Genomic DNA, 24594 nt, shown 5'->3' on the forward strand with positions numbered 1-24594 from the left:
TCAATGCCTAACGCACTGCGCTATCTGCTTTTCCTGCCGCTGCTGACCCTGCCTGCGCTGGCACAGGCTGCCGACCTGGATGGCAGCACGCTCAGCCTGGCCTGGGTGCTGCCTTTTGCCGGCATACTGTTGTCCATTGCCTTGTTCCCCATTTTTGCACCGGGCTTCTGGCACCACCATTTCGGCAAGATCACCGCCTGCTGGACGGTTTTGTTCCTGCTGCCGTTTACCGCCAGCTTCGGGGTGAGTAGTTCCATCAGCCTGATCGTGCATGCGCTGGTGAGCGAATACATTCCCTTCATCATGCTGCTGCTGGCCCTGTATACCGTGTCGGGCGGCATTCTGGTAGGGGGCAGCCTGCATGGTTCACCCAGGGTCAACACCGCCATCCTGGCCATCGGCACGGCGCTGGCTTCCATCATGGGCACCACCGGGGCAGCGATGCTGCTGATTCGTCCCTTGCTGAAGGCCAATGACAACCGCAAGCACCGGGTGCATGTGGTGGTGTTTTTCATCTTCCTGGTGGCCAATGTCGGTGGCGGCCTGACTCCGCTGGGGGACCCGCCGCTGTTTCTGGGTTTCCTCAAGGGAGTGACGTTCGGCTGGACCTTCCAGCACATGCTGTTGCCGGTACTGGCTCTGTCTGCCGCCTTGTTGCTGGTGTTCTACTTGCTGGACAGCCATTTCTACCGCCGTGAGGACGAAGAATTCAAGCCGCATCACGATCAGCCCTTGCGTCTGTATGGCAAGCGTAATTTCTTCCTGCTGGCCGGTGTGGTGGGGGCGGTATTGCTGTCCGGATTCTGGCAGCCGGGTATTCACCTGGAACTGGCCGGTGTGCATGCCGAGCTGCAAAACCTGGTACGCGACGGCTTGCTGCTGTTGTTGGCGCTGGCTTCGCTGTGGCTGACGCCCAAGCAGGTGCGTGCTGGCAATGAATTCAACTGGGACCCGATTCTGGAAGTGGGCAAGCTGTTTGCCGGCATCTTCATCACCATCGGCCCGGCCATTGCCATCTTGCGTGCCGGTAGCAGCGGCCAGCTGGCGGCCCTGGTGCATGCGGTATCCGGGGCGGATGGCCAGCCGGTGAATGGCATGTATTTCTGGATGACCGGCTTGCTATCCAGCTTCCTGGACAATGCGCCCACCTATCTGGTGTTCTTCAATCTGGCAGACGGTAATGCCGTCACGCTGATGGGGCCGCTGGCGCAAACCCTGCTGGCCATTTCCATGGGTGCGGTATTCATGGGGGCCAATACCTATATCGGCAATGCCCCCAACTTCATGGTGAAAGCCATTGCCGAGCAGCGCGGCGTGGCCATGCCCAGCTTCTTTGGCTACATGTTGTGGTCGGTCAGCATCCTGCTGCCCTTGTTTGTCCTGATGACCTGGCTGTTTTTCTGAAGCAAGAACGGCGAGTCTCCGTGCTGGCGGCTCGCCGTGACATCAATGCGGTTTGATGCTGCCCTGTGGTGGCGTGGCGGACAGCGCCTCATCCCATACATGCTTGGGAATATGCGATTGCAGGTATTCCACCGCTTTTTCCAGCAGGTCTTCATGCAGCTGGTGGCCGACGAAAGGCTCGATTTCTGCCGTCACATCGCCACCCAGTGCAATCAGGTGTTCCGCTGCCCGCACGCTGTGTACATACGGAATCACCGGGTCTGCCTTGCCATGGAACAGGTGGATGGTGGTTTGCGGCAACGCACGCGCCGGCAGGCTGGCAAAGCGTCCGCTGAAGGCCAGCACCCGGCTGGCCAGCGCCGGGTAGGCTGCTGCGGCTTCCAGTGCCATGATGGCGCCCTGGCTGAAGCCCAGTAGCGCAGTGGCCGCATGCCCAAGGCCGCTCTGTTGTTGCCAGTACTCCACTGCGGCGACAAAGCCGGGCAGGGCGGCGGCTACCCGTTGCAAGCGGTTTTCCTCGGTGACGCCCTGTACCGAAAACCACTGGAACCCCTGACCCAGGTCACTCTCATCCGCTCCGGCTACGCTGACAATCAGCGCCTGCGGAAAACTCTTGCCCAGATAGCGTCCCAATTCCGCCATGCTTTCCGGGCTGCCGCCCACGCCATGGAACAGCAACATCAGTTGCACAGGGCTGGCCGGTTGTTGAATCACGATATCGTGGCGCATGCATTTTCTCCTGAACTGCCGGCCCGCTTGCCCAGCGTCTCCGGCTTGAATGATGGACGGGCCATGGGCCGCGTGTGAACAGAGTGAAATATAAGGCCAATGCAGCGTTATAATAGCCCCCTCGCGGTTAACACAGCATTCACTCACATGCACATCCACATTCTGGGCATTTGCGGCACCTTCATGGGCGGCATCGCTGCCATCGCCAAACAGGCAGGCCATACCGTTACCGGTTGCGATGCCAATGTTTATCCTCCGATGAGTACCCAGCTGGAGGCCATGGGCATCACCCTGACCCAGGGATTCGGGGCCGAGCAGCTGGAGCTGGGTGCCGACATGTATGTGGTGGGCAATGTAGTGACCCGTGGCAAGCCGCTGATGGAGGAAATCCTCAATCGTGGCCTGCCTTATATTTCCGGCCCGCAGTGGCTGGCGGAAAACGTGCTGCACGACAAATGGGTGCTGGCCGTAGCCGGCACGCACGGCAAGACTACCACCAGCTCCATGCTGGCGTGGATTCTGGAAGACGCCGGCCTGGCTCCGGGCTTCCTGATTGGCGGCATTCCGCAGAACTTTGGCGTGTCTGCCCGCCTGCCCGGTCATCCGGCGCAGGACCCGGCCAGCACCAGCCCCTTCTTTGTGATCGAAGCGGATGAATACGACACCGCTTTCTTCGACAAGCGTTCCAAGTTTGTCCACTACCGGCCACGTACAGCCATCCTGAATAATCTGGAATACGATCATGCGGACATCTTTGCTGATCTGGCGGCTATCGAGACGCAATTCCATCACCTGGTGCGCACCATCCCGGCACAAGGCCTGATTGTCAGCAATGGCCGCGAGGCCAGCCTGAGCCGCGTGCTGGAGCGTGGCTGCTGGACGCCGGTGGAAGCATTCGGCGTGGCTGATGGCTGGCAAGCGGGCGAGCCGGATGCCAATGGCCACTTCGATGTATTGCTGCATGGCCAGCTGCAAGGCCGGGTGGAGTGGACACTGATGGGCGAACACAACCGCCTGAATGCGGTGGCTGCCATTGCCGCCGCTCGCCACGCCGGGGTGGCCGTGCGCGATGCCATCGCTGCGCTGGCACGCTTTGACAATGTAAAACGCCGCATGGAAGTGCGCGGCAAGGTGGCGGGTGTCACCGTGTATGACGACTTTGCCCATCACCCCACCGCCATTGCCACCACGCTGGAAGGCTTGCGCCGCCATGTGGGGGATGCGCGCATTCTGGCGGTGCTGGAGCCGCGCTCCAACACCATGAAGCTGGGCACCATGAAAGACGCACTGCCTGCTTCGCTGGCACTGGCCGACCGGGTGTTCTGCTCGGCCGCCGGTCTTAACTGGAGCCCGGCTGAAGCTTTGCTGCCCATGGGGGACAAGGCGGAAACCCTCGACCAGCTGGATGCGCTGCTGGCCGCCATTCTGGCCGAAGCGCGCAGCGGCGATCATATCCTGGTAATGAGTAACGGCGGTTTTGGTGGCATTCACCAGAAACTGCTGGATGGTCTGATGGCAAAGCAAACCGTCTGAGCGCGGGCATGCAATGTCTTGCCTGACTCAGGCCAGGCGGCTGATCCGGTTGCGGCCAGCCTGCCGGGCTTGTTCCAGGGCGTCCTCCAGGCGCTGGAACATGGCATTGGGGGCGCTTTCCGCCGTCCGCAATGCACTCAGGCCGATACAGACTTCTACCGGACATTCCTGTCCCTGATTGCGATACATCAGTTGGCCCAGCACCTGCAGCAGGCGCTGGGCTACTTCCTGTGCGCCATCCAGGCTGGTATTGGGCATCAACACCAGAAAGGCATCTTCCCTTTGGTGTGCCACCTGATCGCTGTCGCGCGTTCCCTGTACGCACAGGCTGCCCGCCAGCCTCAGCAACTGGCGCCGTGCGGCGTCGTCATCCCGTGGTGGCAGATTGATGATTTGCACCAGCATGCCGGCAAGCGCACCGCCATAGCGCCGGATGCGGCCGGTTTCTGAATGGGCGTTGCCAAGAAGTTGCTGGATGCTGACCACGCCCATCAGCTGGTCATCCTCCAACTGGATTGATGTGTCCTGGTTCATGCTTTTCAACATATTGAGTGCGCGCTGCAGCAGTTGGTGTTCCAGCTTCATCAACTGGCGCATCTGATGGCTTTCGCTACGGTCGCCAAAGCTGATGACCAGGCTGGTTTGCTCGGCCAGCTGGATTTCGCGCAAGGACAGTTGCACTTCAATCGGCCGACCGGTGGCGCTGATCAAGCGGAATGGCAGGTTGTAGATCATGCCTTGTTGCGCCAGCAGATTGCGCAGGGTGCTGCTGTCTTCTGCCTGGGGCAGGAACTGGCTGAACGGACGACCTTGCAGGTTGGGGTGGGGCATGGCCAGCAAGATGGCAGCCAGCTGGTTGGCGGCGATGATCTGGCCGCTGTCCGGCTGCACCAGCAACAGCCCACCCTGTACGGTGTCGATTAGCGTTTGGAGGGTAAACGGGCTGGCCATGGCGACATCCTTGCATAAGGGCGTGGCATAAGGGCGTGGTGCCGGGCATTCCAGTCTATTCCACTTGGCTGCCGATTGCAGTGGAATGCAGCGCAGCGGTTTCAGCGTTCCAGAATGGCCCGCCGATGCCGGCGAAACACCCAGCGTTCCCATAAGGGTTGGGTCTGTTCGTCCTGTGGCAGCTGCAAGCGGGCGATGATGGCGTAGGACTCGTCAGGTGTGGGGTGCTGTTCTTCGATATGCGCCGCCAGAAACAGCATCAGCGCCGAATCGGGATTGGGCATCAGGGCAATCTGTACCGCGTCGCCCACCCGCCAGGGGTGGTCGGACAGCCAGGCAATGCTGTCCAGTCCCAGTCGGCAGGGGGTGAGCGGCGGGCGGTCCGGATGATGGCCGAGCAGGGCAATTTCCAGTGCCAGGTCCAGCTTGGCTTCCAGACGCATCAGCATCGGGTCCGGTTCTTCCGGAGTCTCGCTCGGTGCGGCCAGCACCCGCAGCGCCAGCCGGGTTTCCCGCTGGCGGGCCGCAGAGCACTGCGCGTCGTTCAGCAATTGCACCTGCAAGGGCAGGTGGGCATCAAAGCTGGCACTGTCCAGTGCGGGCAGCAGGTGCATGGTGATCTCCCGGTGAGAGCGGATCAGGCTAACAGCTTGGCCACGCCGTCCAGTCCCACGACATTGATGGCGACATCGGCCTTGGCCTGTACCACCGGTTTGGCGCGGTAGGCCACGCCCACGCCGGCTTCACCCAGCATCAGCAGGTCGTTGGCACCGTCACCCATGGCAATCACCTGTTCCGGACGCAAGCCAAGTTCTGTGCGCTTTTCGATCAGCAGGCGCTGCTTGGCGGCGGCATCCACGATATCGCCCACCACGCGGCCGGTCAGCTTGCCGTCCACCACTTCCAGCTGGTTGGCGTAAGCATAGTCCAGTCCCAGTTGTTGTTTCAGCCGTTCGGTAAAGAAGGTGAAGCCGCCGGAAACCAGCATGAAGCGGATGCCGTTTTCCTTGCAGCGTGCCAGCAGTTTTTCCGCGCCGGGGCTCAGTTGCAGGCGTTCCTGATACACCTTTTCCAGCGCGCTTTCCGACAGGCCGGCCAGCAAGGCAACCCGTTCGCGCAGCGAGGCGGAGAAATCCAGCTCGCCACGCATCGAGCGTTCGGTAATGGCGGCTACTTGCGGCTTGATACCTTGCATGTCGGCAATTTCATCAATGCATTCGATGGTGATCAGCGTCGAGTCCATATCGGACACCAACAGGCCGAAGTCGGCCAGTTTCAGGCTGCTGTCGACAAAGGCAAAGTCATAGCCCAGGGTCTGGCAGCAGGCGCTGATGGCATCGCGGCTGGCCGGGTCGGCGTCTGCCAGTCTGGCCACGTCGGGGCTGGGCTGCTGAATGCCGCTGGCACCGGCCAGCGTGGCCAGTTCCTGCAGTTCGCGGCTGTCGAGACGGGGGGATTGAATGACGAGGGTGATGGACATGGGCGTACAAGCAGTCTGATGGGCAATACGCCATTATGCCACTTGCAGGCGGACAGCCGGAATGGGGATGTGTCCCCATCCGGCGCTGTGGCTTCAATGTCCTTTGCGACGCTGGCGCCAGCGTTGCCCGGCGGCATCCAGTGACAGGCATCCCGGGCCGAAGGCAAACAGTGCCAGCAGCAGCATGGCCCAGTAGTAATGGAACTGGCGGGTGACATCGGTAAGGTCCGGATAGCTGATGACGGCCATCAGGTTGACCACGAACAGCCCGGCGGCGGCAAAGCGGCCAAACAGCCCGACGACCAGCAGGCTGGAAAACACGGTTTCGCCAAAGGTGCCCATCACCGCAGCCAGCGCAGGCGGCAGCAGTGGTACATGGTAGTCATTGGAAAACAGCAGCAAGGTGGTATCCCAGTCCTCCAGCTTGGTAAGGCCGGACTTGAAAAATACATTTGCCACCCATAGCCGGAACAGCAGCAGCACCAGCGGGCGGGCAGCATGACTGGCTTGGTCGAACAGCTGCTGCAGTGGCAGCAGTTTTTGTCTGAGTACTTGCATGGTCGGTCTCCCGTGGAGTGGTCAAGCCGCGCCCCTCCGCCAGGCAGGCGGATGGTGAACAAGCCTTGGTTTACAGTTGGTAGTGGCTGAGCAGGCCGTCGGCAAACAGGCGGGCCAGCCCGGCTTGCAGGTCGAAACCGGCTTCTGCCGACAAGGCCCGCCCGGCTGCTTCTTCCAGCAGCAAGCCCTGTTGCAGGGCTAGCAATAGTGCAGCCATGCCTGCGGTTTGGGCTTGCACGCGGACCTTGCCTGCGTGGCGGCTGACCAGTGCCTGTTCGCCACCGGACTCAAGGTCTACATTCAGTGTCTGGCCAGGCTGGTGTCCTTGCCAGATGGCAACCACTGGCCAGGGCGATGACAGTGCGCGGCTGCTCTCGCTCAGGGTAAAGCGCAGCTGGCCGAATTGATCCGGATGGACATCCGCCAGCGCCGTCGCGGCCAGTGGCTGCTGGTCGATGGCGTAATAGCTGCGATGCACCGCCCATTCCAGCCGGGCGACATCAGCCAGATAAGGCAGGGTTTGCGCTGGTGGAAAACCTTGCAGGAAATCACCGAATGCTGCGCCATAGCTGTGCAGGTTGCCGCTGTGCGAGGCATGGCGCTTGCTGTATTCCCGTGCCAGCCCGGTGAAGAATTCCTCGCCGACGATTTGCCCGCATACCGGGTAGATCATTTTCAAGGTATCCATCAGGCCCAGCCGGTAGTTGTTGCGGTAAACCGCCAGCCCGGCCGCATTCAAGCCCAGTGTGTCATCCGGCTGCTGCTCTTGCCGGGCAATCAGTTCCAGCAGCTCGGCCTGCCAGCGTGCTTCAGGCGTCATGACGCGCTCCTTGCAGGATCGTGTCGGCCTTGGCGGCTTCGGCTTGCAGCGTGTCCAGTGGCGGAATGTCCAGATCCCACTCGATCAGCGTCGGGCGTGGGCCCAACTGCTTGATGACCTGGCCATACAGCTGCCATACGCCGGGGTGTACCGGCTGGCTGTGGGTATCCACCAGCATGCCGTCGCGTTCGCTATAGCCTGCCAGATGGATTTCGCCAATGGCAGCAGCGGGCAGGGCGGCCAGCACGGCCTGCACATCGGTTCCCAGATTGATGCCATTGACGTAGAGATTGTTGACATCCAGCAGCAGGCCGCAACCGGTGCGCTTTACCAGCTCGGCCAGAAACTCGCCTTCGTTCATTTCGTTGCCGGGGTATTCCACATAGCTGGACAGGTTTTCCAGCAAGACGGGCCGGCCCAGCGCGTCCTGGGTTTCCGCCACGTGGCTGGCAATCACCTCCAGCGCTGCCCTGGTGTAAGGAATGGGCAGCAGGTCGTTCACATAACGCTGCGCACTGTGGTTGAAGGACAGATGTTCCGACACTGCCGCTGGCTGGATGGCATCCACCAGCCGCTTGAGCGCAGCCAGATGCTCTCCGTCCGGGCGCACCAGCGAGCCCAGTCCCAGGCCCACGCCGTGCAGCGACAGCGGATAGTGTTCCGCCACCCGCTGCAACATGGCCAGCGGCATGCCGCCATCAAAGAAGTTTTCACTATGAACCTCCACCCAGCCCAGTGGCGGCAGGGTGTCCAGCACCTGGCGATAGTGGGGGGCGCGCAGGCCGATGCCGGCAACGGCAGGGAGGGTGGAGTGGGTCATGGTCTGGCTTCAGTGATCAAGGTTAAGAGAAGCGTGGCCGGGCTTACTTGCCCAGTTTTCCACCCATTTTTTCGCAGCTGCCCTTGGCGACATATTTCCAGTCACCGGGGTCCTTGTCCTTGGTGGCCTGACCTGCGCAGGAGTGGGCGCCGGAGGCGCAGTCGTTCTTGCCAGCCTGGGCAATGCCGAAACATTTTTCTTTTTCTGCGGCGGCAGCCGGGGTGGCGCTGAGGGCGCCCATGGCGACAACGGCACCCAGGGCGGAAGCGAGCAGGGCTTTGGAAGCATTCATGGTGGTTCTCCTTTGGGGTAGGTTCAAACGGGTTTTATGGTGAGCTGTATGTGCTGGGCAGGGTAGCCCGGCGGGCTACCCGGCGTGTGCATGGTTAGCAATAGACTGCTTATTGTTTCATTGGTGCCATGGTATTGCCACCCATTTGCTGGCAGCTGCCCTTGGCAACCAGCTTCCAGTCACCCGGGTCCTTGTCCACCATGGCCTGGCCTTTGCAGCCGTGTGCGCCGGTGGCGGAGGCACAGTCGTTCATGCCGGCCATGGCCACGCCATAGCATTTTTCCTGTTCTGCGGCCTGGGCGGGGGCCGCAGCCAGAGCAGCCAGGGTAACAACAGCGCCCATGGCGGAAGCAAGCAGAGTCTTGGAAGCGTTCATGTCAATCTCCTGTCGGGGGTAAGCGGCAAGTGCCGGGTTTCAGGAGTCAGTCGCACGGGCGGGGGCTTTCTTACACACTGGCAGAAAATATTTTGAAATTATTTGCATTTCGCTGCCATTGGCTGCTGTTGCAATAAGTTAAATGCTTTTCTGCCGGCCTGCTGCGTGACCGTCTCTGCAGCATCTGTCGGCATCATGGAGGGTTTCTTACACGATCAGGCAAAAAAAATCGGGCGACTGTGCGCCCGACGGTTTAACGGATGTTGACCACCTTGTGTGTCTGCACCGATAGCCGCCAGCGCGGGTGTGCCATGCAGTAGGCAATGGCGGCGCGGGTGTTGGCGGCCAGCTCCGGGCCATCCATCGCTTGCAGGTAGAAGGTGTCGAACTGCAAATGGGCGACAGTTTCCGGCAGCTGGGTGGCTTGCGGGTAAACCAGCTTCAATTCATTCCCGCTGGTTTGCAGCAGCGATGCGCCGGCCTTGGGGCTGACGCAGATCCAGTCAATACCTGCCGGGGCGGCGATGGTGCCATTGGTTTCCACTGCGATTTCAAAGCCTTCGGCGTGCAGGGCGTCAATCAGCGCGGCATCCAGCTGCAACAGCGGCTCACCACCGGTGCACACCACATAAGGTGTGCCGCCGCTGCCTGCCGGCCATTCGCTGGCAATGCGGGCGGCCAGTTCGGCGGCGGTGGCAAACTTGCCGCCATCCGGGCCGGTGCCGACAAAGTCGGTATCGCAGAACTGGCATACCGCCTTGCTGCGGTCTTCCTCGCGGCCAGACCACAAATTACAGCCGCTAAAACGGCAAAACACGGCGGCGCGGCCAGCTTGTCGGCCTTCACCCTGCAGGGTGTAGAAGATTTCCTTTACCGTGTACATCTTCATTCCCCTTGCAGCAGCGGCCAGCGCATATCGTCATGGAACAGCAGTGACACCCCCTGGTGGGCGTTTTCCATCAGGTCGATGCGTGCCAGCTCCGGTACCAGCGGCGACAGATGGGCATGCACCCATTCGGCCACCGACTGGCTGTGGCCGTCACGCACGCCAGCCAGCTTGTCCAGCGGGTTGTGGTCCAGCTGGCGGTAGATGGGCTTGAAGCGGTCTTTGACATCGCCAAAGTCCAGCAGCCAGCCCATGGTGCGGTCCAGGCTGCCGGTGAGCATCAGCCGTACCAGATAGCTGTGGCCGGTGTAGTTGCCATTGCTGTCGAACGGTACTGCGCTTTCAAAGCGCTGTTCTTTCCAGATGCGGAAGCGCTTGCCATCGAACTGGCTGCCCGCAGTATGGGTTTCGCGGACTTCCACCCAGGCCAGGCCTGTCAGGCCTGCGTCTTGCAGCGCGTGGTACAGCCAGGCGGCAATCACTTCACTGGTAGGGTTTTCCAGCCCGGCGATGTCATTGAGGTAGCGGTGATTCAGTCGCAGGAACAACGGTGCCCAGGCGGCTTCCAGCTGGGCCTGGCTGTGCTGGCGGGCATCGGCCACGATGCGCACGCCAAAACCGTGGCCATGCAGGCGGCCGCATTTGTGACCAGCCGGTACGTGGGGCAGGTGGTGGGCGGCCTCGAAGCTGGCGGCAATCCAGTGCAGCGCCGTGCCGTTTTCCAGCATCACGCCGCGTTCCGGTGCGCTTTGCAGCAGCAGGGCAGCAGGGCAGTTCAGCGCGTCCTTGATGTGCCGGGCCAGGCTCAGGTCGTCGCACTGTGGCAGTTGCTGGTTGAGGTCGGCATAGTCAAGCGGGGCCAGTACCTGGGCCAGCGCGGTGTGCAGTTCGGCCTGTTCGATGTGGGTGACATCGGCACGAGCCAGCACGCGGAAGCTGTGACCGTGCAGGCCGTTCAGGCGGTGTTCGTCACCGGCAACACGGCGGGCGGCTTCAAAGCGGCCACCGGCCAGCAGGCAGGATGCATGCATGTCAGGCCTCCTTGCTGCAGCGTTCGATCAGCGGGTCGGCCACGCCAGCCTCGGCAAAGCCCTTGGCGCGCAGCTCGCAGGAAGCACAATGACCGCAAGGCGGCACCGCGCCGTTGTAGCAGGTGTGGCTCCAGGCCAGTGCTTCCATTGCGCCTACTTGCTGCGCCAGGGTGACGGTTTCGGCCTTGCTCAGGTACATCAGCGGGGTATGCAGCTCGACACGGCTGTCCATGCCCAGTCGCACCGCCAGTTGCAGTGCCTGCAGGGTGTTCTCGCGGCAGTCCGGGTAGCCGGAGTAGTCGGTCTGTGCCACACCGGTGACGATGTGACGGGCACCGCGGGTGTAACCGAAGGCAGCGGCAAAAGTGAGGAAAATCAGGTTGCGGCCGGGCACGAAGGTGTTGGGCAGGGCGTCGTCGTCGCGGCTGCCTTCCTCCGGCGTAATGCTGTCATCGGTCAGCGCATTGCCACCGATGGCGGCGAAGGTGTCGATGGGTAGTACGGTCTGGCGCACGCCAGCCATGGCGGCAATCTTGCGCGCGCAGTCCAGCTCCACGCGGTGGCGCTGGCCGTAGTCAAAGGTGACGGCTTCCACATTGGCTGCGCCGAACTTCTGCAGCGCCCAGTACAGGCAGGTGGTGGAGTCCTGGCCGCCGGACAGCACGACCAGTGCTTTTTCCGCGGTCTTGGTGGTATTCGGTGTCATGGCGTGATCCATCGATAAACAGTCGAGGCAGTGGTGCTGGCGCAGCTTGCCCGGCCTTGCGCTGCAAGGTGCGGTTGCGGTGGCAGTACGCACGCGGGATCGGTCTCACCCGGCAGGTACTGGCAGCCAGAATGCGGCGCAGCAAAACCGCGTAATTTATCAGAAAACCGCGTGGCCAGCCAGTTGCCCACCGCGATTAGTGCATTGATTTTACTGACAGCTGTGCGGGTGGCCGTGCTGGCAGAGCAAGTCATGCTGGTGTCAAAAGCCGATGTTCTGTCTGATAATCCAACAGTTAATTTCCAATAGTCTCGTTATGGCTCAGACCCGGCTGGTTTTCATCCTGCATGGCCTGCGTTGTCCGCGCAGCCTGCCTGACCGCCTGTTGCAACGTTTTGCTGCACATTACCAGGTGGATATCCACATCACTACCTCGGCGGTCAGTGCCGAAGACATGGCCTTGCAGGCGGTAGAGCAGGGCTGTGATTACCTGATTGCCGTGGGGGGCGATGGCACCATCCACGAGGTAATCAATGGCGTGATGCGGGCGGATGCTGCCGCGCGTGAGCGGGTGGCGGTGGGGGCGCTACCGTTTGGCACCGGTAATGATTTTGTCCGTTCGCTGGGGGTGAGCGATTCACTGGAGCAACTGGAACAGCTGATTGCCAGCCAGCGGGTGCGTCGTATCGACCTGGGGCGGCTCAGCCTGCCAGGTGCTGACGGTGAGCGGGTAATCTGGTTTGGCAATATCGCCTCGCTGGGCATCAGCTCGGCCATTGTCCAGCAGGTGCGCCGTCTGCCCGGCTGGCTGCCGGCCAGCGTGGCGTTTTACCTGTCGATACTGCTGACCTTGCTGCGTTACCGGCCGCGCCGCATGCAACTGACGCTATCTGATGGCGAAGTCATCCGTGGTGATTTTCTCAGCTTGTGCGTGGCCAATGGCCGCTATTTCGGCAGCGGCCTTGGCATTGCGCCACTGGCGCGGCTGGATGATGGCCTGCTGGAAGTGGTGATGATCAAGCGCGGTGGCGGGCTGGACTTTTTGCGGCATCTGCCCAGCTTGCGCAAGGCACAGCCGGTGCTGGACGAGCGGGTGCGTTACCTGAGTGTGCGCAGCCTGCTGGTGGAGGGGCAGAACTGCCCGCTGGAGGTAGATGGCGAACTGGTAGGGCAGGCGCCGGCCCGCTTTACACTGGAGCCGGCGGTGCTGCGCTGCCTGTCCGCCCTCTGATTCAGAATCAGCCGTTCAGCCGGGCCAGCAGCTTGTCTGCCACCAGTTCGGACGAGGCCGGGTTCTGGCCGGTAATCAGCAGGCCGTCTTCGCGCACGAATACGCCCCAGTCCGGGCCTTTTTCATAAATGCCACCCTTGGCTTGCAGCGCGTCTTCCACCAGCAGCGGCACGATGTCGGTCAGCTGTACGGCATCTTCTTCCGTATTGGAAAAACCGGTGACCTTGCGCCCGGCCACCAGCGGCTGGCCCGCGGCATCACGCGCATTCACCAGCACGGCCGAGGCATGGCAGACGGCAGCCACCGGCTTGTTGGCGGCAACAAAGGCTTCGATCAGTGCAATCGAGGCGGTGTTGTCGACCAGATCCCATAGCGGGCCATGGCCGCCGGGGTAGAACACGGCGTCAAAATCATCGGCTTTTACGCTGTCCAGGGCTACGGTATTGGCCAGTACGGCTTGCAGGGCGGCATCCTGATTGAAGCGTTCGGTGGCCGGGGTACTGAAGGCCGGGTCGGCGCTCTTGGGGTCGATCGGCGGCTGGCCACCCTTGGGCGAGGCCAGGGTGATGGCTACCCCCTTGTCGGCCAGCGCGTAATAGGGTGCGGCGAATTCTTCGATCCAGAAACCGGTTTTGTGGCCGGTATTGCCCAGGGTGTCGTGGCTGGTGAGGACAAACAGGACTTTTTTCATGGTGTGCCTTCTCGTATGGTGTGGTCCGGGCGGCGCAGGCCAGCCCGGACAATTTTTGTCAGTGTTCAGTCAGGCTTACAGCGTCGGGTAGTCGGTGTAGCCCTTGGCATCGCCACCGTAGAAGGTAGAGGCATCCGGGGTGTTCAGCGCGGCACCGGCTTGCAGGCGTTCCACCAGGTCCGGGTTGGCGATATAGCTGCGGCCAAAGGCCACTGCATCGATATAGCCCTCGCCAATCAGCTTTTCCGCTTTTTCCGCGCTATAGCCACCGGCAGCGATGATCACGCCCGGATAGCGTTTGCGGATTTCCTGGCGGAAGGCTTCGCTCAGCGCCGGGCCACCGGCCCAGTCCGGCTCGGATATGTGCAGGAAAGCCAGCTTGCGCTTGGCCAGCTGTTCGATCACATACAGCGCGATGTCTTGCTGCTCGACATTGGACACGCCATTGAACACACCCAGCGGCGAAATGCGGATGCCCACGTGTTCGGCATCCCATTCAGCCACCACGGCATCCACCACTTCCAGCAGGAAGCGGGCGCGGTTTTCCACGCTGCCACCGTAGGCGTCGGTACGCACATTGGCTTCCGGCGACAGGAACTGGTCCAGCAGATAACCGTGGGCACCGTGGATTTCCACCAGATCGAAACCGGCGCGGCGCGCGTTGTCGGTGGCGCGGCGGTAGTCTTCCAGAATGTCGGCCAGTTCGGAAATTTCCAGTGCGCGCGGCTCATCGCAGGGCACGCGGGCCAGGCTACCATCCGGCTGGCGCACATTGGTGTTGCTCTCGGCGCGGATGGCGGACGGTGCTACCGGTGCTTCGCCATCCGGCTGCAAGGAGCGGTGCGAGATACGGCCGGTATGCCACAGCTGCAGTGCGGTCTTGCCACCGGCTGCGTGAACGGATGCATTCACCTTGCTCCAGGCGGCAACCTGTTCTTCGCTATAGATGCCCGGCGCACCGGCATAGCCCTTGGCGGTAGGGGAGATGTGGGTGCCCTCGGCAATGATCAGCCCGGCGCTGGCGCGCTGGGTGTAGTACTGCACCGACAGATCGGTGGGCACATCGCCCGGTTCGGTATTGCGCAGGCGGGTAAGCGGGGCCATGGCCACGCGGTTGTTCAGGGTGACGGCACCCACTTGCAGCGGGGTAAACAGTTTATCCAGACTCATTTCAGCTTCTTCCTGTAGGCAAAGACAAGTTGATCAACGGTCAAAACCAAAGCCCTGCTTGCGGGCGACGGGGGCGACTTCGGGGAAATACACGTTCTGGTAGTACTGTGCGGTATTGGCGCTCCACGGCAGGCCATCCGGACGGCCAATCTGCTGCCAGTAGCTGGCCAGCGTCTGGTCGTACTGGCGGATTTGTTCCGGCAGCTGTGCAGCCTGGTAGTGCTCGTGATGGACAAAGCTCTCGCGCGGCAGGCGTGGTTTGATGCTGCTGTCCTGATCAACATAGCCCAATGCCACACCAACAATGGGGAAGGTAAGCTCGGGCAATTGCAGTAATTCGATCATGGCCTGCGGGTTGCGGCGGATGCCGCCAATCGGCACCACACCCAGACCGGCAGCGCGGGCGGCGGTCATCAGGTTGCCCAGTGCAATACCTGCGTCCACGGCGCCGACAGCAAAGCCTTCCACGCTGTCCTGAATCACCTGTTCGGCACCGGCAGCTTCCACGCCAAGGCGGGTCTTGTAGAAATCCACCACCAGGGTGACAAATACCGGCGCCTGGGCAATCCACGGCTGGCCACCGGCGAGCGCGGCAATTTGCTGGCGGCGGGCTGCGTCCTGCACCACCACCAAGGACACCTGCTGGCCATTGATGGAAGTGGGGCCTTTCCAGGCAGCGTCCAGCACCGCATCCAGTACCTCGGCGGGGATGGGCTTGTCCTGATAGCTGCGAATACTGCGATGTTGCTGCATCAGTTCCAGTGTGCTGTTCATGAAGCATTCTCCCGTGTGGGTGAAAATAAATAGACCGGTCGTCTAGTTGATGTGTCAAAAATACCCGCCGCAGGGGCGGGTAGGATAAATCCGTGTTGCTGCGTCAGCCTGCCTGACAGTCACCGGGCTTGAGCATGGCGTCGGTCAGTGCCTGAGCCTGCAGCATTGGCTGCTGGGTGTGCTGCACCTTGAACAGCAGGGCGGAGCCCACCCACAGGCTGTACAGGCTGCCCGCGGTGTCTTCGGCCGACAGCCGGGTACACAAGCTGCCTTCCTGCTGGCCGCGGCGGATACAGTCGGCCAGGCGGACAATTACCCGGCCCATGCCTTCGGCCAAGGCTTCACGCATCGGTTCGGACAGGTCGGATACTTCTGCCGCCAGCTTGATGGCCAGACAGCTCTGATTGCCTTCTTCGCATTGCTGGTGGCGATCCAGCCAGCCGGAGAAATAACGCAGCAAGCAGCTGCGTGCATCGCCCTGGTTTGGGTCCAGCGCTTCCAGCAGGCGCGCATCGTAATGTTCAAAGTAACGCCGCAGCATTTCCACCCCGAAACCTTCCTTGGAACGGAAGTAGTGGTAGAACGAACCTTTGGGCACACCGGCACAGCCGAGGATTTCGGCCAGGCCTACGGCAGAAAAACCCTTGCCCAGGATGATGGACTCACCGGTGGCAAGCAGGTGTTCGCGGGTATCGGAAAACTGGCTGGGACGTGACATGGCGAGATAGTACTAGACCAGTCGTCTAGTTTGCAAGTTTTTTGTGGGTCTGCTGCGGCATGCAGGTTGCAATCGACGTGGTGGCAGCGTAGATCATGTACATGGGAGGAGCCTGCCCTCCGGATGACGACTTGCATTGATCCTGCCTGGCCGCTGGCAGCGGATGTGTTTTTAGCTCATTGACCAGCATGAGGGGAGGCGGCCTGAATTTATCTGGTATGTGATTAAGCAATCCTGTACGAAGGGATTGGGTCTCAAGCAGAAGAGAATTATGCCGCATGCGGCTAGGAACTTGGTTTGATAACAAGATGTGAATAATTTGATAAGAATTAAAGGGATTTTTCTTTTGATTTGCAATGCTTGGAATTGTCATCTATCAAATATTGATCAGACCGTTAAATATAAAATACTGATGTATCTTTGATTGCTTTGGGAAAATTCTTGTAAATAGTCTTTATCTATGTAAAATGCGTAGCATTGAAAAATTGTTTTGATAATGGAATTTCCGCTGGCTGTGTATCGCCATGCGACTTGCCCATGCATACCACCATGCCCCAATTTCCAGCAGGAAAAACAGTAGCGTCCCGCCAGCGACGACTGGGTTTTACTCTGGTCGAGATGATGGTGACGGTTGGTGTTGGCGCCATCATGATTGCGGTTGCCGTCCCCCAGCTCCGAACGCTGGTGGCCAGCAACAAGATCACCACCGAAGCCAACCGCATCGTGGCGGGTTTCAACTATGCCCGTACCGAGGCCGTGCGTCGCAATCAGCCGGTCTACATCTGCTCTGCCAATCTCAATACCAACAGCATGAGTATCAGCGGCTGCCTGAACTCACAAACCAGTAGCAAGTACAACTGGGGTTATGGGCAGTTGGTGTACGCCGACAATATCAGCACCGGCACCATGGGCAGCTATGACAGTGGTGAAGCCATCAAGAGCTTTTCCTTCTACGGCGAAATGAACAATGCATCGGCCATCAATCTGGTGATGTCCACCTCGCCGGTGGCTAGCGTCAACCAGTTGGCCTTTGGCAGTGATGGCCGCTTGCTGGATGGCAATAGCCGCAAGCTGTTGTTGCAAGACACCAGCAATAATCTGTGCCGCGTCATTCTGGTGAGTGGTTCCGGTCGCAGTAAGGCGTGTGATAGCAGTACCGACAGTAGTTGCGGAGCCTGCTCATGAAGAAAATGACCGGCTTCACCATGCTGGAAGTGCTGATGTCCATTCTGATTGTCGGTATCGGCATGCTGGCGCTGGCCGGCATGCAGGGCCGTACCCTCAAGACCGTGCGCGAGGCGGAGCAGCAAGGCGTAGCCGCCATGCTGGCTGCCGAAGTGGCCGATGCCATGCGTGCCAATTCCTATGCCAGCATCAATGCCAGCGGTAGCGTGACAGAAAACTGGACCAACTACGTGGAAACCAGTTACAGCGACCACACCACCGCCCCGGCCACCCTGTGCAATGCGGCGAGCGGTTCGCAATGCACCAATGCACAGATGGCTGCCTACGACCTGTACCAGTTCAAGAACAACCTGGCCACGGCATTCTCCGACAGCAGCCAGAACAATGTGCGGGCCATTATCTGTCGGGACAGCAATGCTTCGTCCACCATCAATTTCAACGATAGCAAACTGGGTGGTTGCACCGGTGGCACCAAGCTGATGATACGGGTGGCCTGGAAGGCCGCCATGGAAAAAACCGCCAATACCGCCCTGGGCAACAATAATGCCAACTCGTCAGCTTCCAGCACCACGAGCCGGGTATATGGCTATGTCTTGCAGTTTGAACCATGAGTAAATCCATGAAACGGATGCGCGGCTTTACCCTGATCGAGCTGATGGTGTCGCTTACCCTCGGCATGATCGTGCTGGGCGCAGTAGTAGCGGTTTATGTCAACAGCAAGCGCACGTTCAATGTGGTCAGCCAGCGTATCAGCATGCAGCAGGATGCACGCATTGCCCTGCTGCAGATTTCGCGCGATTTGCGTATGGCCGGCAGCTATGGCTGCGCCACGCTGGATGCCAACAATACGGCAGCTTCTCAGGCGGTGACGGTGGATACCAGTGCAGTGGCTTCCGCCTCGGTGTATCAAACCTTCATTACCAGTGGTGGCAGCTACCTGCCATTCGCGGCCTATGCTTCCGGCACGGCAAGCAGCTGGCTTAACGGACAGGCCGCCTCGTCAGGCATTGATGTACTGGCTGTGCAGTATGGCCGGGGTACTGCACAGGCGACAGCGATTGCCTCTGGCGGTGTTGCCACGTTTTCGGCCAACAGCAATAACCAGCGAACCTATACCGTCGGGCAGCAGTACTGGGTAGCCAGCACCTGCCAGAAAATCCTGCTGAAGAAAACCACTGCAGGCCTGGCTTCGGCCGGGGTATCGGTGAACGTGGGCAGTGTGACTTCGGGTGCCGACATCATGGACCTGGTATCCCGTGCCTATTTCGTCAACAGCAGCGGGGCGCTGGTGATGACCGAGCTGGGGCAGGGCGGTACCTTGCTAGGGCCGAACGAACTGATCAGCAATGTCACCAACCTGCAATACGAATACGGCGAAATTACCGATAGCACCAATTGCCTGGTGACTTACCGCAGCCGCGCGTCGGTGGGCAACTGGCGCAATGTGTCATCGGTACGTATCACCATGACGGTACGCAGCCAGAACCAGGTACCGCTGGCCAGCGGCAACAGCTTTGGCTACCTGACCCAGACTTACCAGACCACTGCCGCCATCCGGGGGAAGCAATGCTATCGCGCCAGCTGAATTCCCGGCTGCCCCATGTCCAGCGCGGGGCCAGCCTGATCGTGTCGCTCATCCTGCTGGCAGTGATTGCCCTGCTGGTGGTGTATGGAGCACACCCCCTGCTGACCGAACAGAAGATCGCCAGTAACCAGAACGACCGCACGCTGGCATTCCAGTTGGCCGAACTGGGGTTGAAAGCTGGTGAGAGCTATGTGGCCAGCAACAAGCCGACATCCAGTTCCTTTGTGGCGGCCTGCACAGGTGGTCTTTGCCTGCCCAGCCAGTCAGCAGGTGGCACCAATGCCTGGGAGCGCAGCAATGTGTTTACCGGGACTTATAACAATTCTTTGCAGTGCACTAGTTGCACTGTCAGCGCAGGCTCCGACAGCCAGCAAAAACCACGTTACATTGTCGAATTGCTGGACGGCAATTACACCGATGCCGTGACCGGTACCTCGGGTGCATCGCTGTATCGCATTACTTCTCGTGCCTGGGGCCGCAATCCCAATACCCAGGTTACCTTGCAAAGCTATTACGTCGTTTCCTGAGGCAGTTGCCCATGTCCCGTTCTGTTACTGTTTGCACGGCAGCTGTGCTGGCACTGTTTTCTGCCACCGTTTTTGCTGCAAATCCATACCCTACGGTTCCTTTGTATCTGGATCAGGTAACCGCCAAGCCTAATGTGGCCGTGCTGGTGGATGATTCGGGTAGTATGGTGTGTCAGCCTAGTGATACCAGTGGCTGCTCGCGGGATAAGTCTGTCAGTTTTGTGAATAACTCTACGACTTATGTAGCCAAAATGCGTTTGGCCAAAACCGCACTGAAGAGCCTGTTTTCCAATAATTTTGATATTGCAAGATGGTCGCTATTCAAATTCAGAACAATTATTCCGTCGACCTATACTGATGGTGGCTATGGTATTGCTTACACTGCTGGTAGCTCCAAGTTATTGGCTGACTGGAATGCAAGCAATGGTCTCAGTGCTTTTACCAGTGCTGTTAATTCTTTAGTGCCTGCAGGTAGTACGCCCAGTGCATCTGCATTTTATAATGTGATGCAATATTTTTATGGCAAGTCCAGTTATGGTGCAAATAGTTATCAACAAATCGTTGATGGTAATTATTATGGGAATCCCTATTTCTGGAATAGTGGTGTCTATAGCACAGTTTACTACGATTCTGGTCAGAGCTATACCAGCCCAATTCAGTATGTGTGCCAGAAGAATTTTGTCATTTTTGTTTCGGATGGTCAGCCCAATCAGGAGAATGGTGATATTCTCACCGCGACAGCGACAAATCCGAAAGATGGGCAGTCATACACCATTTCCAATTATGTAAATTCGAAAAATTTGCTGACAAATTATACTTCCACTGTGCGAAATACCACCGTGGTAAATTACGCTGCTTTTTATCATGACGCTGGTGTCGTGCCCAATGGTAAAACCAAAGACAACGAAGGCAATAATTTTGATGCAACCACCTCTCCACCCATAACCACTTATACCATTGGCCTTGGTCTTGCCAGCGGTGATACCGGTCGTACCGTATTGCAGGCCATGGCCGAGGCTGGTGGTGGGCAATATTTTGATACCAGCGACCAGACCTCGCTGACCAACGCCCTGCAATCCATTCTCAACAGCATCAAGACCCAGACTGCAACCAACGTACCTGTGGTGGCCAGCAAACCTACCAATCCTACCGATGCCATTCAGGCGACTTTTTACTCGGGTGACTGGTCTGGCCAGTTGCATGCCTACAGTGTCAGTAGCACGACGGGGCTTGCCAATCTGACTTCACCCATTCCGGTGCTGTTCAATTCTTCCAGTGCAACACGACTGGCCAATATTTTTACCAGCACCGGGGCCAGTGCCAGTGGTGCGCTGTACACCAGCGTTTCCAGTGACAGCAACCTGAACAGCTATCTTTCCGGTGGCTCGCCGTCTGGCTGGCGTAGCCGTGGCAGTGACAAATCCACCCCGTCTACCCTGGGCGACATCATCGACTCCACGCCTACGCCGTTTGGTACTACTGCAACTGCCGGTTTTGCGGTGGGAGCCAATGACGGCATGCTGCATGTATTTGGCCGCACCACCAGCAATTACACCGAAGTTTTTTCCTATATTCCGCGAGCCGTGACGGCGGCCAATTTGGCCTTGCTGGGTTCCACCACCTATGGCGGTGCTCAACCCCACCTGTATTTTGTCAATGGCAATCTGACCTTCAACAATGTCAGTGGCGGGGATAACCAGTTTTCTACCTCGACCACCTCGGTGTTGACCGGAGGCATGGCCCAGGGCGGCCAGGGGCTGTTTGCGCTGGATATCAGCAATACCGTGGCAAATCCTTCGCTATTGACTGGTGGCAGTGTATTCGGGGCCGGTAATGTGTTGTGGGACCATGTACCGACAGATTCTGGCTTTACCAATCTGGGTTATACCTTTGCCAAGCCGGTGATTGCCCAAGTCTATTATGGCGGGAAAAAGAAATGGGCGATGATTACCGGTAATGGTTATGACTCCACCAATAAAGCCACCACCCTGATGGTGATTGACCTGAAAACCGGTGCCATGTTGTACGAGATTGATACCGGTACCGCCAGCAATGGCCTGTCCTCCCCGGCAGTGCTGGATGTGGATGGAGACAAGGTGGCGGATTATGTTTATGCGGGTGATCAGTCCGGCAATATCTGGCGTTTCAAACTGCAAACCAGCAGCGTCACCACCCCCTCGGTCAGCAAGTTCTTTACCGCCCAGGCCAATCAGCCCATCGTGGCGGCGCCGGCCATTTATGCCATTCCGGGTGGTGGCTACATGGTATACGTCGGAACCGGTCGCATGATGTATGAAAACACCAGCTATAACGACCGTACCACGGTGTATCCGCAATCGCTGTACGGCATTTACGACGACCAGACCAAAACCAACCTGACTTACAGCAGTTCCACCTTTATTACCGATGCCGAGGTTGCCAATCTGAATGGCACTGCTTCCATTGACGGTTCCACAACCTCTACTGCTTCAGGAAAACTTGGCAGCAGCGTGGTATTTCGTGAAACCACTACTATTAAGGATGCAGCCACCACCGGTGGTTTGTCGGTGGGACCAAGTGGTAATCGCGCAGGCTGGGTGTTCAATATGAACAGCACAAATGGCGAACGCATGCTCTACCAGCCGGTGGTGGCATTGGGCAAACTTTACTTCACCACCCAGGTACTCAAGGGCAGCTCTTTGGTATGCAGCAATGTAAACCAGCAAAGCGGCTGGGTGATGGCACTGGACCTGATGACGGGTGGGGCTCCGTCGACACCTGCTTTCGACCTGAATGGCGATGGCAAGATCAATACCAGCACCACTTCGCCCGATGGTGACACAGTAAGTTTTACTGATAAAAAAACCAATATTCCGTCCGGCATCAATTACAACATCGGCATTCCGTCGGCGCTGTCCATTGCCTTTACCGTTACCACGGTGAATCTGGGAGACTACACTTCTACCGATGGCGGCCAGCTGGGTAGTTATCCTTATCCTTCTTCCACCAATACCAATGAAGTACTCACTTTCTATGTGGGCGGGACGGGGGGGAGTAACGGCAATGTGGCGGCGGGCAAGCTGATTCCCAAAGCCACGTCGGTGGGACGGCGTATTGGCTGGCGTGAAATTTTCTGAGGTGGCTATGAACAAACAGCAGGGTTTTACCTTGATCGAACTGGTTATCGTGGTGGCGATTGTCGGCATTCTGGCTGCCATTGCCTATCCGTCCTACACCCAGCATGTCATCAAGGGTAACCAGGCGGCCGCCAAGGCCAATCTGGTAGAGAATGCCCATTACATGTCGCGCTGGTATGCGGAGAAGGGTACTTACGCTTCGGCCACCCTGCCTTTGACCACCGCGCCCAGCAACGGCACCACGCTCTACAATATTGCCGCCAGCGGTACCACGGCGGATACCTTCTCGCTGGTGGCCACGCCGGTGAACGGCAAGTCCCAGGCTGGCACGGAAACCATTTCGATCGACCAGGACGGCAATATCCTGTATTGCAGCCAGACCAACACCGGTAGCTGTCATCAGTAAACAGCCTTGTTGCTGACGCTGGCAGTAGACGTCGCGTGCTACAAAGCAAAACCGCCAGTCCGTAAAGATTGGCGGTTTTTTTATATGGCCGGGGATGCTTACCCCGGCCAGCCCGGCAGGGGCTTACATCGCCCCTTCGAAAATGCTCTCGATTTCTGCCTGGCTTGCCTGACGCGGATTGGTCAGGCCGCAGGCATCTTTAAGAGCGTTACGTGCCAGCAGTGGAATGTCCTCCCGCTTGACCCCCAGTTCGCTCAGGCTGGCCGGGATGCCGATGTCAGCGGCCAGCTTGCGGATGGCCACCAGGCAGGCCTTGGCACCGGCTTCTGCCGTGAGTCCATTGGTGTTGACACCCATGGCGGCTGCGACGTCAGACAGACGGGCGGCCGATGTCTGCACATTGAACGCCTCCACATGCGGCAGCAGCAGGGCATTGCAGACGCCATGCGGCAGGTCGTACACCCCACCCAGCTGGTGTGCCATGGCATGGACATAGCCCAAGGACGCATTGTTGAACGCCATGCCGGCCAGAAACTCGGCATAGGCCATCTGTTCACGCGCTTCCAGGTTCTTGCCGTTTTCCACGGCGGTGCGCAGGTACTGGGAGATCAGCGACACTGCTTTGAGCGCGCAGGCATCGGTGATGGGCGTGGCGGCGGTGGAAACATAGGCCTCGATGGCGTGGGTGAGGGCATCCATGCCGGTGGCTGCGGTCAGGCCTTTGGGTTTGGCAATCATCAGGTCCGGGTCATTGACTGACAGGATGGGGGTGACGTTGCGGTCGACAATGGCCATTTTCACGTGACGTGCTTCATCGGTAATGATGCAAAAGCGGGTCATCTCGCTGGCCGTACCTGCGGTGGTATTGATGGCCACCAGAGGCAGCTGCGGTTTTTTCGAGCGGTCCACCCCTTCATAATCGGCAATCTTGCCGCCATTGGTGGCCACCAGCGCAATGCCCTTGGCGCAGTCATGCGGTGAGCCGCCGCCCAGCGAGATGACAAAGTCACATTTCTTTTCCTGCAATACGGCAAGGCCGGCTTCGACATTGCCAATGGTCGGGTTGGGCTTGGCCCCGGCAAAAATGGTGGCCTGGATATCCCGCTCGGCCAGCAAATCCCTGATACGGCCTGCGACGCCGATTTCATCCAGCACCTTGTCGGTGACAATCAGCGCATGGCGAAAGCCATAAGCCTGGATGGATTGAATGGCGTCTTTCAGGCAACCGGCACCCATGACGTTGACAGCAGGAATAAAGAAAGTCGTGGTGGTCACTGTGTTATCTCCTTGATTGACAGGCAGGTCTCTTGGCTGGACCGGCCCTGACTGCAGGCAAAAACAACGTGCATTGCATGACCGCTAGGTCACGGCTGCAGCCTATAGCGCGTTGGCCTGACTTCCCATTCGACTTTAGTTGCACGTCTTTCTACGCATTGTCAGCACCTTGATTTTGCGTTTTGACAGCATTTGTTCTGGCTGACTGTCAGGGCTGCTTCCTGTGTGCATGGCTGGTATGCCTGCTGCTGTGGAAGGGTGAATTCATGTTGTGACTCGGCTTGCTATTGGCATTTAACTTCAGATAGAGACAGTTTCCAGAAAGAGCCT

Annotated in this window: 27 protein-coding genes and 1 pseudogene; 10 read left to right on the plus strand and 18 right to left on the minus strand. The window is 59.1% G+C overall.

The features are described 5' to 3' along the window. Positions 1-3: 3 nt before the first annotated feature. A complete protein-coding gene (locus tag DKK66_RS12045; RefSeq protein ID WP_131358350.1) occupies positions 4-1404 on the plus strand; it encodes a sodium:proton antiporter in 1401 nt (466 codons plus the stop codon). A 42-nt stretch (positions 1405-1446) separates the two neighbouring features. On the opposite strand, the gene ypfH is transcribed toward DKK66_RS12045, so the two are convergent. Next, positions 1447-2133, minus strand: a complete 687-nt coding sequence (gene ypfH / locus DKK66_RS12050) for an esterase (protein WP_131358353.1) — start codon at positions 2131-2133, stop codon at positions 1447-1449. 147 nt (positions 2134-2280) lie between these two features. Here ypfH and mpl point away from each other — a divergent pair, with 147 nt between their 5' ends. Further along, positions 2281-3666, plus strand: a complete 1386-nt coding sequence (gene mpl, locus DKK66_RS12055) for a UDP-N-acetylmuramate:L-alanyl-gamma-D-glutamyl-meso-diaminopimelate ligase (protein WP_131358356.1) — start codon at positions 2281-2283, stop codon at positions 3664-3666. 27 nt (positions 3667-3693) lie between these two features. Here mpl and DKK66_RS12060 read toward each other — a convergent pair whose 3' ends face one another. The 12 genes and pseudogenes from DKK66_RS12060 to queC form a co-directional block, all read right to left on the minus strand. Beyond that, complete coding sequence (locus tag DKK66_RS12060) at positions 3694-4617, minus strand: PAS domain-containing protein (RefSeq protein WP_165494162.1); 924 nt, start codon at positions 4615-4617, stop codon at positions 3694-3696. A gap of 101 nt (positions 4618-4718) precedes the next feature. Next, complete coding sequence (locus DKK66_RS12065) at positions 4719-5231, minus strand: PilZ domain-containing protein (RefSeq protein ID WP_045847498.1); 513 nt, start codon at positions 5229-5231, stop codon at positions 4719-4721. Positions 5232-5254: 23 nt separating this feature from the next. Next, positions 5255-6097, minus strand: coding sequence for a phosphoserine phosphatase SerB (serB, locus tag DKK66_RS12070; RefSeq protein ID WP_131358361.1), 843 nt, complete (start codon positions 6095-6097; stop codon positions 5255-5257). A gap of 93 nt (positions 6098-6190) precedes the next feature. Continuing rightward, entirely contained in the window at positions 6191-6655 is a 465-nt protein-coding gene (locus tag DKK66_RS12075; RefSeq protein ID WP_131358364.1) for a DoxX family protein, read from the minus strand. 70 nt (positions 6656-6725) lie between these two features. Continuing rightward, positions 6726-7475, minus strand: a complete 750-nt coding sequence (locus tag DKK66_RS12080; protein ID WP_045847496.1) for a DNA-binding domain-containing protein — start codon at positions 7473-7475, stop codon at positions 6726-6728. Further along, entirely contained in the window at positions 7465-8295 is an 831-nt protein-coding gene (locus DKK66_RS12085) for a DUF692 domain-containing protein (RefSeq protein WP_131358367.1), read from the minus strand. The genes DKK66_RS12080 and DKK66_RS12085 overlap by 11 nt, the downstream gene beginning before the upstream one ends. 43 nt (positions 8296-8338) lie before the next feature. Further along, positions 8339-8587, minus strand: a complete 249-nt coding sequence (locus DKK66_RS12090; RefSeq protein ID WP_045847494.1) for a DUF2282 domain-containing protein — start codon at positions 8585-8587, stop codon at positions 8339-8341. Between the two features lie 109 nt (positions 8588-8696). After that, a complete protein-coding gene (locus DKK66_RS12095; protein ID WP_045847493.1) occupies positions 8697-8963 on the minus strand; it encodes a DUF2282 domain-containing protein in 267 nt (88 codons plus the stop codon). 253 nt (positions 8964-9216) lie between these two features. Beyond that, positions 9217-9846: a 7-carboxy-7-deazaguanine synthase gene (gene queE, locus DKK66_RS12100; protein WP_131358370.1), complete on the minus strand. Its 630-nt coding sequence runs from the start codon at positions 9844-9846 to the stop codon at positions 9217-9219. Between the two features lie 2 nt (positions 9847-9848). Then, positions 9849-10214, minus strand: a complete 366-nt coding sequence (locus DKK66_RS20670) for a 6-carboxytetrahydropterin synthase (protein WP_269429349.1) — start codon at positions 10212-10214, stop codon at positions 9849-9851. Positions 10215-10223: 9 nt separating this feature from the next. Continuing rightward, positions 10224-10577, minus strand: a pseudogene (locus tag DKK66_RS20675) (6-pyruvoyl tetrahydropterin synthase family protein); the annotation flags it as partial. A 304-nt stretch (positions 10578-10881) separates the two neighbouring features. Then, positions 10882-11586 (minus strand): 7-cyano-7-deazaguanine synthase QueC, encoded by a 705-nt coding sequence (gene queC / locus DKK66_RS12110; protein WP_131358377.1) that lies wholly within the window; start codon positions 11584-11586, stop codon positions 10882-10884. Positions 11587-11757: 171 nt separating this feature from the next. Here queC and DKK66_RS20170 point away from each other — a divergent pair, with 171 nt between their 5' ends. Then, on the plus strand, positions 11758-11895 hold the full coding sequence (locus DKK66_RS20170) for a hypothetical protein (protein ID WP_165494163.1): 138 nt from the start codon (positions 11758-11760) through the stop codon (positions 11893-11895). 7 nt (positions 11896-11902) lie between these two features. After that, positions 11903-12817: a diacylglycerol kinase family protein gene (locus DKK66_RS12115; RefSeq protein ID WP_165494164.1), complete on the plus strand. Its 915-nt coding sequence runs from the start codon at positions 11903-11905 to the stop codon at positions 12815-12817. Positions 12818-12824: 7 nt separating this feature from the next. Here DKK66_RS12115 and DKK66_RS12120 read toward each other — a convergent pair whose 3' ends face one another. The 4 genes from DKK66_RS12120 to DKK66_RS12135 form a co-directional block, all read right to left on the minus strand. Further along, entirely contained in the window at positions 12825-13508 is a 684-nt protein-coding gene (locus DKK66_RS12120) for a type 1 glutamine amidotransferase domain-containing protein (protein ID WP_131358383.1), read from the minus strand. A gap of 75 nt (positions 13509-13583) precedes the next feature. Beyond that, positions 13584-14678: an N-ethylmaleimide reductase gene (gene nemA, locus DKK66_RS12125; RefSeq protein ID WP_131358386.1), complete on the minus strand. Its 1095-nt coding sequence runs from the start codon at positions 14676-14678 to the stop codon at positions 13584-13586. 33 nt (positions 14679-14711) lie between these two features. After that, positions 14712-15452: an NADPH-dependent oxidoreductase gene (locus DKK66_RS12130; protein WP_131358389.1), complete on the minus strand. Its 741-nt coding sequence runs from the start codon at positions 15450-15452 to the stop codon at positions 14712-14714. A 103-nt stretch (positions 15453-15555) separates the two neighbouring features. Beyond that, positions 15556-16170 (minus strand): TetR/AcrR family transcriptional regulator, encoded by a 615-nt coding sequence (locus tag DKK66_RS12135; protein ID WP_131358392.1) that lies wholly within the window; start codon positions 16168-16170, stop codon positions 15556-15558. Between the two features lie 549 nt (positions 16171-16719). On the opposite strand from DKK66_RS12135, the gene DKK66_RS12140 reads away from it, so the two are divergent. From DKK66_RS12140 to DKK66_RS20490, 6 genes are read left to right on the plus strand one after another with little or no spacing between them, the layout of a single operon-like run. Beyond that, positions 16720-17355: a GspH/FimT family pseudopilin gene (locus DKK66_RS12140; RefSeq protein ID WP_165494247.1), complete on the plus strand. Its 636-nt coding sequence runs from the start codon at positions 16720-16722 to the stop codon at positions 17353-17355. Then, the gene (gene pilV / locus DKK66_RS12145; protein ID WP_131358399.1) at positions 17352-17966 is read left to right on the plus strand and encodes a type IV pilus modification protein PilV; all 615 of its coding nucleotides are present in this window, start codon (positions 17352-17354) and stop codon (positions 17964-17966) included. The genes DKK66_RS12140 and pilV overlap by 4 nt, the downstream gene beginning before the upstream one ends. 8 nt (positions 17967-17974) lie before the next feature. Continuing rightward, entirely contained in the window at positions 17975-18940 is a 966-nt protein-coding gene (locus DKK66_RS12150; RefSeq protein ID WP_165494165.1) for a PilW family protein, read from the plus strand. Continuing rightward, the gene (locus tag DKK66_RS12155; protein WP_131358402.1) at positions 18922-19467 is read left to right on the plus strand and encodes a PilX N-terminal domain-containing pilus assembly protein; all 546 of its coding nucleotides are present in this window, start codon (positions 18922-18924) and stop codon (positions 19465-19467) included. The genes DKK66_RS12150 and DKK66_RS12155 overlap by 19 nt, the downstream gene beginning before the upstream one ends. 11 nt (positions 19468-19478) lie before the next feature. Next, positions 19479-22583 carry a pilus assembly protein gene (locus DKK66_RS12160; protein ID WP_165494166.1) on the plus strand — a complete coding sequence of 1035 codons (3105 nt, stop codon included), beginning with the start codon at positions 19479-19481 and terminating at the stop codon, positions 22581-22583. 7 nt (positions 22584-22590) lie between these two features. Next, on the plus strand, positions 22591-22989 hold the full coding sequence (locus tag DKK66_RS20490) for a type IV pilin protein (protein ID WP_131358408.1): 399 nt from the start codon (positions 22591-22593) through the stop codon (positions 22987-22989). Positions 22990-23112: 123 nt separating this feature from the next. On the opposite strand, the gene yiaY is transcribed toward DKK66_RS20490, so the two are convergent. Then, entirely contained in the window at positions 23113-24264 is a 1152-nt protein-coding gene (gene yiaY, locus DKK66_RS12170; RefSeq protein ID WP_082086495.1) for an L-threonine dehydrogenase, read from the minus strand. Between the last annotated feature and the right edge of the window lie 330 nt (positions 24265-24594).

The organism is Aquitalea sp. USM4, from assembly GCF_004328945.1.
In the GTDB taxonomy this organism is placed as follows: domain Bacteria; phylum Pseudomonadota; class Gammaproteobacteria; order Burkholderiales; family Chromobacteriaceae; genus Aquitalea; species Aquitalea pelogenes.